At 63.0% G+C, this 12,401-nt stretch carries 11 protein-coding genes and 1 pseudogene; 9 read left to right on the top strand and 3 right to left on the bottom strand.

Features of this window, described 5'->3' with window-relative positions:
* The 4 genes and pseudogenes from JJ869_RS08685 to JJ869_RS08670 form a co-directional block, all read left to right on the top strand.
* A pseudogene (locus tag JJ869_RS08685) lies at positions 1-352 on the top strand (AAA family ATPase); the annotation flags it as partial.
* The gene (locus JJ869_RS08680; protein WP_292266181.1) at positions 349-1,224 is read left to right on the top strand and encodes a DUF58 domain-containing protein; all 876 of its coding nucleotides are present in this window, start codon (positions 349-351) and stop codon (positions 1,222-1,224) included. The pseudogene JJ869_RS08685 and the gene JJ869_RS08680, both read left to right, overlap by 4 nt.
* Positions 1,221-3,992, top strand: coding sequence for a DUF4159 domain-containing protein (locus tag JJ869_RS08675; protein ID WP_292266179.1), 2,772 nt, complete (start codon positions 1,221-1,223; stop codon positions 3,990-3,992). Before JJ869_RS08680 ends, JJ869_RS08675 begins: the two co-directional genes overlap by 4 nt.
* Entirely contained in the window at positions 3,992-6,034 is a 2,043-nt protein-coding gene (locus JJ869_RS08670) for a hypothetical protein (RefSeq protein WP_292266177.1), read from the top strand. Before JJ869_RS08675 ends, JJ869_RS08670 begins: the two co-directional genes overlap by 1 nt.
* 160 nt (positions 6,035-6,194) lie before the next feature.
* Here the strand turns inward: JJ869_RS08670 and JJ869_RS08665 are convergent, their stop codons facing one another.
* Together JJ869_RS08665 and JJ869_RS08660 are read right to left on the bottom strand one after the other, a co-directional pair.
* Entirely contained in the window at positions 6,195-6,878 is a 684-nt protein-coding gene (locus JJ869_RS08665) for a DsbA family protein (protein WP_292266175.1), read from the bottom strand.
* Between the two features lie 32 nt (positions 6,879-6,910).
* Positions 6,911-7,423, bottom strand: a complete 513-nt coding sequence (locus JJ869_RS08660; protein ID WP_292266174.1) for a DciA family protein — start codon at positions 7,421-7,423, stop codon at positions 6,911-6,913.
* 82 nt (positions 7,424-7,505) lie between these two features.
* Between JJ869_RS08660 and mutY the strand changes: the two genes are divergently transcribed.
* Together mutY and JJ869_RS08650 are read left to right on the top strand one after the other, a co-directional pair.
* Positions 7,506-8,561 carry an A/G-specific adenine glycosylase gene (mutY, locus tag JJ869_RS08655; RefSeq protein ID WP_292266172.1) on the top strand — a complete coding sequence of 352 codons (1,056 nt, stop codon included), beginning with the start codon at positions 7,506-7,508 and terminating at the stop codon, positions 8,559-8,561.
* 76 nt (positions 8,562-8,637) lie between these two features.
* Entirely contained in the window at positions 8,638-9,780 is a 1,143-nt protein-coding gene (locus tag JJ869_RS08650) for an alkane 1-monooxygenase (RefSeq protein ID WP_292266170.1), read from the top strand.
* Positions 9,781-9,847: 67 nt separating this feature from the next.
* On the opposite strand, the gene JJ869_RS08645 is transcribed toward JJ869_RS08650, so the two are convergent.
* Positions 9,848-10,336 (bottom strand): peroxiredoxin, encoded by a 489-nt coding sequence (locus JJ869_RS08645; protein ID WP_292266185.1) that lies wholly within the window; start codon positions 10,334-10,336, stop codon positions 9,848-9,850.
* Between the two features lie 94 nt (positions 10,337-10,430).
* Between JJ869_RS08645 and JJ869_RS08640 the strand changes: the two genes are divergently transcribed.
* From JJ869_RS08640 to JJ869_RS08630, 3 genes are read left to right on the top strand one after another with little or no spacing between them, the layout of a single operon-like run.
* The gene (locus tag JJ869_RS08640) at positions 10,431-11,642 is read left to right on the top strand and encodes an FAD-dependent oxidoreductase (RefSeq protein WP_292266168.1); all 1,212 of its coding nucleotides are present in this window, start codon (positions 10,431-10,433) and stop codon (positions 11,640-11,642) included.
* On the top strand, positions 11,639-12,211 hold the full coding sequence (gene rsmD / locus JJ869_RS08635) for a 16S rRNA (guanine(966)-N(2))-methyltransferase RsmD (RefSeq protein WP_292266165.1): 573 nt from the start codon (positions 11,639-11,641) through the stop codon (positions 12,209-12,211). Before JJ869_RS08640 ends, rsmD begins: the two co-directional genes overlap by 4 nt.
* A gap of 12 nt (positions 12,212-12,223) precedes the next feature.
* Complete coding sequence (locus tag JJ869_RS08630; protein ID WP_292266163.1) at positions 12,224-12,397, top strand: hypothetical protein; 174 nt, start codon at positions 12,224-12,226, stop codon at positions 12,395-12,397.
* Positions 12,398-12,401: the final 4 nt, after the last annotated feature.

The following is a 12,401-nucleotide window of genomic DNA, read 5'->3' as shown; positions in this document are numbered from 1 at the left end:
CGCGCAGAAGCTTCTCCGCCGCATGCCCGTTGGCGATGCCGTGGTCGAAATGATCCTCGATCTTATGCGTGCCTTCCGTCCGCATGACCCGCTGGCCGGTGACCGCGTCAAGGACACCGTCGCATGGGGGCCTGGCCCGCGCGCGGCGCAGGCGCTGATGTTGACCGTTCGGGCGCGTGCCCTTCTGCAAGGGCGTCTGGCCCCGTCGCCCGAGGACGTCATCAATATGGCCCGCCCGGTTCTGACCCATCGGATGGCGCTGACCTTCTCGGCCCGTGCGCGCGGCGAAGATCTTGGCAGCCTGATCGACGATGTGGCCCACCGCATGATGGCAACCGAGGCTGCTGCGTGACAAACGTCGCTGCCCTTCGTCAACGCTCGGAAGAGGAAGCCGCCAAGCTTCCCGCGCTTCTGGCGCGGGCAGAGCACTTGGCCGGAACCGTTCTTTTGGGTGAACACGGGCGGCGCAGGTCCGGATTGGGCGATGATTTCTGGCAATACCGGCCCATGCAGCAGGGCGACGCCCTGCGCGACATCGACTGGCGGCGCTCGGCCCGCAGCGACACGCAATTCGTGCGCGAACGTGAATGGCAGATTGCACAAAGCGTCATCCTCTGGGTGGATCAGGCGGCGTCCATGCGGTTTGCATCCGACGCCAACCTGCCGACCAAAGCCGACCGCGCCCGCACTCTGGCGCTGGCCAGTGCGATCCTTCTCATTCGTGGCGGCGAACGTGTGGGTCTCACCGGTTTCGACCTGCCACCCCGGCGGGGGCAGGCGCAGAGCACGCGGCTTGCGCATATGTTGTCGGTCGACCACGGGGACGATTATTCCGAACCAGAAGCGCGCGGCATGATCCCGCAGTCGCGGGCGATCTTCTTTTCCGATTTCCTGGGTGATCCTGAGCCTGTTGAGGCCGCCCTGACCAAGGCGGCAGATCGCGGTGTACGCGGTGCGCTTGTTCAGATTCTCGACCCCAGCGAAGAAAGCTTTCCTTTCGACGGGCGCACGATCTTTCAAAGCGTTGGCGGCGGGATCGTGCATGAAACGCTCAAGGCGGGCGATCTGCGGACCCGCTATCTGGACCGGCTTGCCGAACGGAAAGACCGGCTCGACCGCCTGTCGCGGTTAACCGGCTGGCAATACCTTTGCCACCACACAAGCGAGAGTGCGCAATCGGCGCTTCTCTGGATTTACCGGGCTATGGATGGGGCTCACGGATGACGCTATTTGGCATCGGATTTGCGACCCCCTGGCTTTTGCTGACGCTTCTGGCGCTGCCGATCCTTTGGCTGATCCTGCGCGCCGTGCCGCCTGCCCCGATCCGCCGCATGTTCCCCGGTGTTGTCCTGCTGCTTGGCCTCAAGGACGACGATCAGGTCAGTGACCGCACCCCTTGGTGGCTGCTCTTGCTGCGCATGCTGGCGGTGGCTGCGATCATCATCGGGCTGGCGGGCCCGATCCTGAACCCGCAGACCGACGATATCGTGGCGAATGACGGCCCGCTCTTGGTGGTCATGGACGCGTCCTGGGCCAGTGCCGCAAGCTGGCGCGCCCGCACGCAGGCTCTTGATGGCCTTCTGGCACAAGCCGCCCGCGACGATCGTCGCGTCGCGCTTCTCAAACTGACATCACCCGAACCCACAACGTTCCAGACTGCAGACGACCTGCGCACGCGACTGGTTGGACTGACACCGGAACCATGGGAACCGGGCGAGGCCCAGATCGCACGAGCGGTTGAGCTTTTGCCAGAGGGCGATTTCGACACCTACTGGATGTCCGACGGGCTTGACCATGACGGACGCGAAACGCTTCTGTCCGCGCTCGAAGACCGTGGGACCGTGACGGTGTTTCAGGCCGGACAAAGCATTCTCGGCCTTGCCCCCGCACGATTTGAAGACGGCAATATCGTTCTGACCGCCCTTCGCGCCCAATCGGGTGCCGCGCGCGAGGTCACGATCCTGGCCCAGGGCCGGGACCCTGCTGGCAATCCGGCGGTTCTGGCGCGGGCGACGGCCACGTTCGATGCGGACGCCACGACAACCGAAACCGCGCTGGCCCTGCCCTCGGAACTGCGCGCGCGGATCAACCGGTTCGAGATCGAAGGCAACCGCAGCGCGGGTGCCACCACCCTGCCCGATGACAGCCTGCGCCGCCGCGAAGTGGCGTTGATGGCTGGTCGTGAGGATCGGGAGGGCCTGCAACTGCTGTCGCCGCTGCATTACCTTGAAAAAGCGCTGGAACCCAGCGCGGACCTGCTGACCGGCGCGTTGATGGACATGATCCCGGCCAATCCTGATGTGATCGCCCTCGCTGATGTGGCCAACGTTGGCGCGGCCGAGGAAGAGGCGCTGCTGGAATGGCTCGACAATGGCGGCATCCTCCTGCGCTTTGCCGGGCCGCGTCTGGCCGCAAGCGACATCAGCCGAGAGGCCGAAGACCCCCTTCTGCCCGTACGCCTGCGCGCCGGTGGCCGCAGCGTTGGTGGTGCCATGAGCTGGGGAGAGCCGAAATCGCTGGCCGAATTCGGCGAGGACAGTCCGTTCTTTGGCCTGCCCGTGCCCGCCGATGTGACCGTCACCGCGCAGGTCATGGCGCAGCCCGATCCCGCCTTGGCAGAACGCGTGATCGCGCAACTCACCGATGGCACGCCGCTGGTCACGCGCAAGGCGGTTGGTCAGGGTCAGATCATCCTGTTCCACGTTACTGCGAATGCCGAATGGTCGTCCCTGCCGCTGTCCGGTCTCTTCGTGCAGATGCTCGAACGTCTGGCCATCGCTGCAGGAAGTGGTGCAACACCCAGCGCGGAAGAGCTTGCCGGAACGATCTGGCAGCCGAACCTCGTGCTTGATGCGTTCGGCTCTCTGACTGATGGCAGCACCCTTCAGGGTGTCTCTGGCGAAGCTCTTGTCGAGGCAGCCCTCGGTCCCGACCTGCGCCCCGGCCTTTACCAAAGCCAGGACCGTGCATTGGCCCGCAATGTTCTAAGCACCGATGACACGCTGACCCCGGCAAGCTGGCCCTCGGATGTCACCGTCGAAGGACTTGCCCAATCCGAGGAAACGCCGCTTGCGGGATGGCTCCTCGCGCTTTCCCTCGCGCTCTTGCTGGCGGACATCATCGCTTCGCTGTTCCTGTCGGGTCGCCTTTCCGGACCCCGCGCCACAACGGCGGCAAGCGTAGTGCTTGCGGTGCTGCTGATGCCGGCCACCCCGGCACAGGCGCAATCCTCAGACGACCTGTTCGCCCTTGCGGCCACGGCCGAGGTCGCTTTTGCCCATGTCATTACGGGCGACGAGGCGCTGGACCGCACCGCCCAAGCGGGCCTTGTGGGCCTTTCGGAAACCCTGTTCTTCCGCACCTCGGTCGAACCGGCAGATCCGGTCGCGGTTAACCTCGAAACCGATGAGCTGGCGTTCTTCCCGTTCCTCTACTGGCCGATCACTCCCAACCAACCAACCCCCTCCGCCGAAGCCTATGCCAAGCTGAACACCTATCTGCGGTCCGGCGGGATGATCATGTTCGACACCCGCGATGCCGACATCGCCCGTTTCGGCACCGGCAGCCCGAATGGCCGCAAGCTGCAACAGCTGGCCGCGCCGCTCGACATTCCGCCGTTGGAGCCACTGCCGCAGGACCATGTGCTCACCCGCACGTTCTACCTGCTTCAGGATTTCCCCGGCCGCCACAACAGCACCGATGTCTGGGTGGAGGCCTCGCCGCCTGATGCCGAACTGGTCGAAGGCATGCCCTTCCGCAACCTGAACGACAACGTCACCCCCGTGATCATCGGCGGCAACGACTGGGCCGCAGCCTGGGCGATGGACGCGCGCGGCAACCCGATGTTTCCCATCGGTAGCGGCTATTCCGGCGAACGCCAGCGCGAGATCGCCTATCGCTTTGGGGTCAATCTGGTCATGCACGTGCTGACCGGAAACTATAAATCCGATCAGGTTCACGTGCCTGCGCTTCTTGATAGATTGGGCAATTGATGACCGGCAGCATTGTCTTTGATCCCCTTCTCCCGTGGGTGTTCATTGCCGTTCTGGCGACCCTTGCAGCCCTTGGAATAGCCCTCGCGCTGTGGCGCGGACTGCAGGGATGGGCGCTCAGGGCGCTGGCGGCGCTTGTCGTGCTGGGTGCGCTTGCTCAACCGTCCTATCAGGTCGAAGACCGCGCGCCGCTGTCCAACATCGTTCTTATCGTCGAGGACAAAAGCGCAAGCCAGTCGCTGGGCGATCGCCTCAACAGCACCACGAATGCCGCGGTATCACTGGCCGCGCAGCTGAACGCCCGCGAGAACACCGAAATCCGCCGCATCGAGGTCGGCGACGGAGAAGGTGACACCGGGACGCTGCTCATGTCTGCGGTTTCGGACGCGCTGGCCGAAGAACCGCGCGGACGCATCGCGGGCATCTTCCTGCTCAGTGACGGGCGGGTCCACGATCTGGAACGCACCCCCGACCTGCCCGCGCCGCTGCACCTTCTTCTCACCGGTAAGGAAACCGACTGGGACCGCCGCCTGATCGTCAAGAACGCGCCTGCCTTTGCCATCCTTGGCGAACCCGTGACGCTGACCCTGCGGGTCGAGGATGATGGCGCCGCACCGCAGGCCGCGTCCACCGTGATCGACATTTCCGTCGACGGGCAAGAGCCGCAGCGCTTTGACATGCCCATTGGCGAAGACATCGAACTGCCGATCACCCTGCCCCATGGCGGGCTGAACGTGATCCAGTTCACCGTCCCCACCGCAGAGGACGAACTCACCGACCGCAACAACACCGCACTAGTTCAGATCAATGGCGTGCGCGACCGCCTGCGCGTGCTGCTCGTCAGTGGCGAACCCCATGCGGGGGGCCGGACATGGCGCAACCTGCTGAAATCCGACAGCTCGGTGGACCTCGTGCACTTCACCATCCTGCGCCCGCCCGAGAAGCAGGACGGTGTGCCGGTGACCGAACTGTCGCTGATCGCCTTCCCCACCCGCGAGCTTTTCCTTGAGAAGATCGAGGATTTCGACCTTATCATCTTTGACCGCTACAAGCGGCGCGGCATCCTGCCGGCCATTTATCTCGACAACGTCGCGAACTACGTGCAATCCGGTGGCGCTGTGTTGATCGCGGCCGGACCCGATTTTGCCAGCGCGGACAGCATCTATCGCTCGCCCTTGGCCAGCATCATTCCCGCCGAACCCACCGCCCGCGTGATCGAACGCGGCTACCGTCCTGCGATCTCGGATCTGGGCGACCGCCACCCGGTGACATCCGGACTGGCCGGAGCCGAGACATGGGGTCGCTGGATGCGCCAGATCGAGGTCGAACCCGTCGGCGGCGACGTGCTTATGACCGGGGTCGATGACAGACCGCTTCTCGTTCTGGACAGGGTCGGCGAAGGCCGTGTTGCGCTGATCGCGTCGGATCACGCCTGGCTCTGGTCGCGCGGCTTTGAAGGGGGCGGGCCACAGCTCGACCTGCTGCGCCGTCTGGCCCACTGGATGATGAAGGAACCCGAGCTTGAGGAAGAGGCGCTTTGGGCCGAACCCACCGGGCAGACCATGCGCATCATCCGCCGCACCTTGGATGAGACCATCGGCACAGTCACCGTCACACGCCCCGATGGCACCGAAGAAGAAATCATGCTGGACGAGGTGACACCCGGTCGGTTCGAGGCGCTCTATACCGGGCCGGAGATTGGCCTCTACCGCTTGGCAGAGGGCGATCAGGAGGCCGTGGTCGGCCTTGGCCCTGCGGCTCCGCGCGAATTCGAACAGACCATCGCCAGCGGTGAAGTTCTCGAGGCGACAGTTGACGGAACGGGCGGTGGCGTCAGGCGGCTGGAGGACGGTGTGCCCAGCATCCGTGCGGTCGGCGAAGGCCGCCCCGCGGCCGGGCGCGGTTGGCTTGGCATTACCCCGCGCGAGGCATTCGAGACATTGGACGTGACACAGACGCCGATGCTGCCGGGCTGGCTTGTGCTGCTCTTGGCATCCGGTCTGATCCTTGCAGCATGGCTGCGCGAAGGCCGCCGGACGTAAGCATCAGTTAACAAAGGGTTAATAGGTCCGGATTGGACCCAATGTTTCGCACGCGAAACAATCGGGCCGAAACGGACCTATTCGGAGAAATCGTTGCAGACACCAAAAAAGGCCGGATCAAAGAACCGGCCTTTCTTTGAAAGATGACGGTGCTGCGGGCTTAGCTGCCCAGCTTGTCGTCAATGATTTCCTTGAACTCGCTATAGCTCATGTTCGAATAGGTAGTCCCATCGATCACGAAGGACGGGGTCGAATTGATCCCATGCTCTTCGGCATTGGCCTGATACCATTCGATCAACCCACGCGCCTTGTCGCCATTGCTCAGACACGCCTCAAGCTGGTCGTTCTCCAGACCGGCAATCCGGCCGATCTTGCGCAGTTCATCGGCAATCGCCGCTTCCGATCCGGCACGGGTCCATTGGCTCTGGGTGTCATAGATCATTTCGGTGATGCCAAAGAACCGATCCTCACCACCGCAGCGCGCGACGAGCGATCCCCACAGACCATAGCGGTCGAAATAGACCTCGCGATAGGTGAACTTGACCTTGCCGGTGTCGATGTAATCCGCCTTCAGGTCCTTGAAGACACCCTTGTGAAAATTGGCGCAATGCGGGCAGGTGTAGGACGCGTATTCGATGATTTCGACCGGTGCGTCTTCGGCACCCAGCACCATGTCCTCGACGGTCATCTCTGCCTGCGTGCTGGACTGCGCATTGGCCGCGCCGGGCAGCGCAATGGCCTGCCCATTGATCGTGGGCGCCTGAGAGCCTGTCCCGGTAATCCACCATCCTGCGCCACCCGCAAGGGCCACCGCCAGTGCAATCGTCATCATCCGTTGTTTCATTGCGAAACCCTTTGCTCTGTTTCCCGAAGGACTTAAGTCCGATTTTGTGTTTTTGAATAGACGTTCGTGGCAAGACGTTCCAGCGCCGCGCGCAATCCGTCGTCCTGAACGCCCCCTGCCACGTGCTGCGCCTCTGGCAGGATCGCGGCGGGCGTGTCGTCACGCACGCCTTTGGGGCGGTGATCAAAGCTCACCTGACCTTCCGAAAACCCGGTCGAGGCGGTTTGCGTGATCCGCACCTTGGAAATCGCGTTGTAGCCATAAACCGCGTTCACCTTCTCGCGCAGCTTTTCCTTCTGCATCTCGAGAATCGGCGCATTGGCCCCCGTGGTCAAAAGCGTCAGCGTCGCGCCGAACCCGCCCCGCCCATAGCGCACTTCGACAGGGCGGCTCATCGCGGCGATGTCCTCGCCAGCGATCTCGGCCCAGTGGGTTAAAAGGCGCGACTGCGCAAAGCCACGCGTCTCGGATGTCTTGCGGATCTGAGTCTGCAAGAGGCTCGATGTGCGTTTGAAGCCATGGGTCTGACTGTTGCGCGGCGCCATGTTTGACTCCCTTGTCCGAACGCTATTCTAGTGGCGAGATGCCATCGCAACCACCCCACAAATGAGACCCGAGTTCAAAGGAATGTCAGACTTGCGTGAACGGCCCGACCCCGCCGCGTTGCTCGACTGGTACGACAGGCATGCCCGCCAGATGCCTTGGCGTGTGGGACCGGCCGCGCGGGCACAGGATGTGCGCCCGGACCCGTATCGCGTCTGGATGTCCGAGATCATGCTGCAACAGACCACTGTTGCCGCCGTCAAAAGCTATTTCGAGGCGTTCACCACCCGCTGGCCCACCGTCAGCGATCTGGCACAGGCCGAAGATGCCGATGTGATGGCCGCGTGGGCTGGGTTGGGCTACTACGCCCGCGCCCGGAACCTGCTCAAATGCGCCCGCGTGGTGCATCACGATCATGGTGGCGTGTTCCCAGACAGCTATGACGGACTGATCGCGCTGCCGGGCATCGGACCCTACACCGCGGCTGCCATCGCCTCCATCGCCTTTGACCTGCCAGAGACCGTGCTGGATGGAAACGTGGAACGGGTGATGGCGCGACTTTATGACGATCACACGCCACTGCCCGCTGCGAAACCTGTCTTGATGCAATACGCCTCGGCCCTCACCCCACAGACACGCCCTGGCTGTTATGCCCAGGCCGTAATGGACTTGGGAGCGACGATCTGCACCCCGCGCAACCCGGCCTGCGGCCTGTGTCCGTGGCGCAAATCCTGCGCAGCGTGGGAGGCGGGCACGGCCAAAGACCTGCCGAAGAAATCCCCGAAGACGCGCAAACCGACGCGGTTCGGCATTGCCTACCTTGCCCGCCGGGTCGATGGCGCATGGCTGCTGGAACAGCGCCCCGACAGCGGGCTCTTGGGCGGGATGCTCGGCTGGCCCGGCAGCGACTGGGGCGATGCTCCCACCGAAGATCCCCCGATCCGCGCCGAATGGCGCACACTTCCCGAAGAAGCGCGGCACACCTTCACCCATTTTCACCTGCGGCTCACAGTCAAGACCGCGCTGGTGCCGATGGACCGCGCACCGCTGCGCGGCATGTTCGTTGAGGCCGACGATTTCGATCCCGACGACCTGCCCACGGTGATGCGCAAAGCCCATGCCCTGACCAAAGCAAAATGACGCCACGTTACGTCATTATTGGTGAACGCCAATTCTGCCGTTACATGCTGTGTACCAGGAAATACCGAGCACGTTCATGTCTGACAGCGCCCTGACTCCTTCTGTGTCACGTCTGCCGTTCCGGGCAGCGGTGCCCTTCTGGCTTTCGCTGTTCATGCTGCCGCTGGTGCTGTCCGGCGCGGTGATCGGCGGGGTCTGGGCGCTCGTTCCGATCATCGCCACATGGGGTGTCTTCGCCACGCTGGATGCCGCTTTGGGCCTCGATACCGACAACATCGACCCGCAGACCAAGGACAGCGCGCTTTACTGGCACAAGATGATCACGATGATCTGGCTGCCACTGCAATTCCTGATGATTTTTGGCCTAATCTGGTACATCCCCCGTGCCGACCATCTTGGCCCGATTGAGATTTACCTCGTGACTGTCGGCATGGGCGTTCTGTCTGGCACCGTGGGCATCGTGTACGCCCATGAACTGATGCACCAGAAAAACAAGCTGGAACGCTGGCTTGGGGATATCCTGATGTGCATGGCCCTTTACGGCCATTTCCGATCAGAACACCTGCTTGTGCATCACCGCCATGTCGGCACACCCCGCGACCCGGTGACGGCGCGCTACAACGAAAGCTTCTGGCGGTTCTACCCGCGCGTGCTGAAGCAAAGCCTGCTGTCCTCGTTTCGCGCCGAACGCGACATGCTGGCGCGCAAGACCCTGCCGTGGTGGCACATCAGCAATCCGTTCTGGCGCTATGGGATGCTGCAGCTGTTCTTCATCCTGCTGGCCTTTGCACTAGGCGGCTGGCTGGGGGCGTTGGTGTTTGTGTTACAGGCGCTCGCGGCAATCTTCCAGCTGGAATTGGTCAACTATGTCGAACACTACGGCCTGACGCGGAAATACCTGGGCGACGGCAAATACGAACATGTCAAACCGCGCCACAGCTGGAACGCATCGCAGAAGGCGTCGAACTGGTTGCTGATCAATCTGCAGCGGCACTCGGATCACCATTACAAACCCGACCGCCGCTTTCCGCTGCTGCAGACCTATGGTGAGGACGAGGCCCCGCAACTGCCCTATGGCTATCCGGTGATGACCTTTTTCGCCCTGTTCCCGCGCAAATGGCGGGCGATGATGAATCCTCGGGTCACCGCATGGCGGGAAAGGTACTACCCCGAGATCGACGACTGGTCCGCATACAACAAGGCCCGGCACGGACTGTAATCCGACACCGGGCCAAAAAACTCTTCGAAGAGTTTTCGGCAATCCTTCGAAGGATTGCCCGCACCGTTCAGAGCGCGGCGAGCAAGGCCTCACCACCAGAGACTTCGCAGACGCCGGGGCTTTCCTCGACCTGCAGCTTGGTGACCTTGCCGTCCTCGACGACCATCGCATAACGCTTGGATCGCGCGATCAGCCCGGCGGGCGGCGCGTCAAAATCCATGCCGATGGCCTTGGTGAAGGCGCTTTGCGCGTCGCCCAGCATGGTGATGCCGGCTTCGGTCGCGCCTGTGGCTTCGCCCCAGGCTTTCATCACGAAGGGGTCGTTGACCGACACGCAGATGATATCGTCAACGCCTTTCGCGGCAAACTGATCTTTCGTACGGATGAAGCTGGGCACATGGGCCGAATGGCAGGTTGGCGTAAACGCGCCGGGTACGGCGAAGATCACGACTTTCTTGCCTTTGGCATGATCGGCCAATGAGACCGCTTCAGGGCCCTCCGCCCCCATTTTCACAAGTGTTGCTTCTGGCAGGGTATCACCCGGTGCGATTGTCATCGTCAGTCCCTCGTTGATGAATTGCATTCTGGATGCTCTGCCATATAGGGTCACCCGCAACCAGACCAATGGTACGGCGAAAAAAGGTTTATCAATGAGACAGGTAATTGTTGTGGGGGCGGGACAGGCCGGGTCGTCCTGCGTGGCGCGTCTGCGCGCCAAAGGCTTTGACGGACAGATCACCCTGATCGGGGAAGAGCCGTTTCCCCCGTACCAACGCCCGCCTTTGTCCAAGGCCTATCTTCTGGGAGAGATGGAGCGGGATCGGCTTTATCTGCGACCCGAGAGTTTCTATGCGGAGCAGCATATCGCTTTGAAACTTGGTGCCCCTGTGACGGCGATTGATCCTGCGGCGCAGACACTGACTGTCGGGGACGAGGTGCTGCACTACGACGATCTTGTGCTGACCACAGGGTCCACCCCGCGCCGTTTGCCTGCCAGCATTGGCGGCGATCTGGACGGTGTGATGGTCGTGCGGGGCTTGCACGATGTGGACGCGATGGCCCACCGCTTTACCAACGGTGCGCGGGTGCTGATCGTCGGCGGCGGGTATATCGGGCTGGAGGCCGCAGCCGTGGCGGCCAAGCTGGGGCTGACCGTGACGCTGGTCGAGATGGCCGACCGCATTTTGCAACGGGTCGCAGCGCCCGAGACATCGGCCTATTTCCGGGATGTGCATCGTGGGCATGGCGTCGACATCCGCGAAGGCGTCGGGCTGGATCACCTGACCGGCACTGAGGGTCGTGTGACGGGTGCTGTTCTGAGCGATGGCAGCACGCTGGAGGTGGATTTCGTGCTGGTGGGTGTGGGGATTGTTCCCAATACGCAGCTTGCCGAGGCGGCAGGCGTTCGGATCGAGAACGGCATCGCCACTGACTCGCTTGGGCGCACGTCGGACCCGCATATCTGGGCGGCAGGGGATTGCGCGTCCTTCCCGATGAACGGTCAGCAGATGCGGCTGGAAAGCGTCGGCAATGCCATCGATCAGGCGGAATGTGTCGCGGACAACATTCTGGGCGAAGGTCGGGCTTACGAGGCGAAACCGTGGTTCTGGTCGGATCAATACGACGTGAAGCTTCAGATCGCAGGGCTGAGCGCCGGATATGACCGGATCGTCACGCGGCAGGGCGAGGATGGTGTGGTGTCTTTCTGGTACTACGCAGGCGACCGGCTGCTGGCCATCGACGCGATGAACGACCCGCGCGCCTATATGGTGGGCAAGCGGCTGATTGAAAGCGGCAAGTCCCCTGACCCCGAAGCGGTGAGCGATCCGGCCACCGACCTCAAGGCGCTGCTCAAGGCGTGAGGATCATCGCGGGCACATGGCGCGGGCGGGCGCTTGCCAATGTGGGCAAAGGCGATCCCGGTGCGCATCTGAGGCCCACGACGGACCGGGTTCGGGAGAGCCTGTTCAACATGTTGGCGGGCGGGCGGTTTGGGAACCCGTTCGACGGCGCGCATGTGCTCGATCTCTTTGCAGGCACCGGGGCGCTGGGGTTGGAGGCGCTGTCGCGCGGGGCAGCGTCGGCTGTGTTTGTCGATGACGGGCGCAAGGCGCTGTCGCTGATCAAGGAGAACCTCAAGCTGTTGCGCTGCGAAACGGGGCGGGTGATCGCGCGGGATGCGACGCGGCTTCCGCCGTGTGACACGGAGCCCGCCACGCTGGTGTTTCTCGATCCGCCCTATGGCAAGGGGTTGGGGGACAAGGCGCTGCTAACGGCCGTGAAAGGCGGGTGGCTGGCAGAGGATGCGCTGATCGTCTGGGAAGAGAACACGCCGCAGATGGCGCCCGAAGGGTTTACCCGGCTTGAGACGCGGCGCTATGGCGATACGCATGTGACGGTGTTGCGATTTGGGGAAATGGCTGACCTGTGATAGGGTCTGCTCATGGATATCTACAGCCCGACCCTTGAAGAGTTGCGTGTGCTGGAGATGCGCGCGCAGGCCGACACGTCCTCACCCCGGCGCGACGGGCCGGTGTTGATGGCCGATTGCACCACACCGCTGGCCGGAGAAACACTCTTGTCGCTGCTTTGGAAGCGCTGGGACCGGGAGGACTGATCCC

Source organism: Marivita sp., from assembly GCF_017643905.1.
In the GTDB taxonomy this organism is placed as follows: domain Bacteria; phylum Pseudomonadota; class Alphaproteobacteria; order Rhodobacterales; family Rhodobacteraceae; genus Marivita.
The sequence above is the reverse complement of the archived record's forward strand: the minus strand, read 5'-3'. Positions and strand labels throughout refer to the sequence as shown.

Coding starts and splice junctions, on each gene's coding strand:
- JJ869_RS08675 (WP_292266179.1), top strand. CDS start 1,221: ATGACGCTATTTGGCATCGGATTTGCGACCCCCTGGCTTTTGCTGACG.
- JJ869_RS08670 (WP_292266177.1), top strand. CDS start 3,992: ATGACCGGCAGCATTGTCTTTGATCCCCTTCTCCCGTGGGTGTTCATT.
- JJ869_RS08665 (WP_292266175.1), bottom strand. CDS start 6,878: ATGAAACAACGGATGATGACGATTGCACTGGCGGTGGCCCTTGCGGGT.
- JJ869_RS08660 (WP_292266174.1), bottom strand. CDS start 7,423: ATGGCGCCGCGCAACAGTCAGACCCATGGCTTCAAACGCACATCGAGC.
- mutY (WP_292266172.1), top strand. CDS start 7,506: ATGTCAGACTTGCGTGAACGGCCCGACCCCGCCGCGTTGCTCGACTGG.
- JJ869_RS08650 (WP_292266170.1), top strand. CDS start 8,638: ATGTCTGACAGCGCCCTGACTCCTTCTGTGTCACGTCTGCCGTTCCGG.
- JJ869_RS08645 (WP_292266185.1), bottom strand. CDS start 10,336: ATGACAATCGCACCGGGTGATACCCTGCCAGAAGCAACACTTGTGAAA.
- JJ869_RS08640 (WP_292266168.1), top strand. CDS start 10,431: ATGAGACAGGTAATTGTTGTGGGGGCGGGACAGGCCGGGTCGTCCTGC.
- JJ869_RS08630 (WP_292266163.1), top strand. CDS start 12,224: ATGGATATCTACAGCCCGACCCTTGAAGAGTTGCGTGTGCTGGAGATG.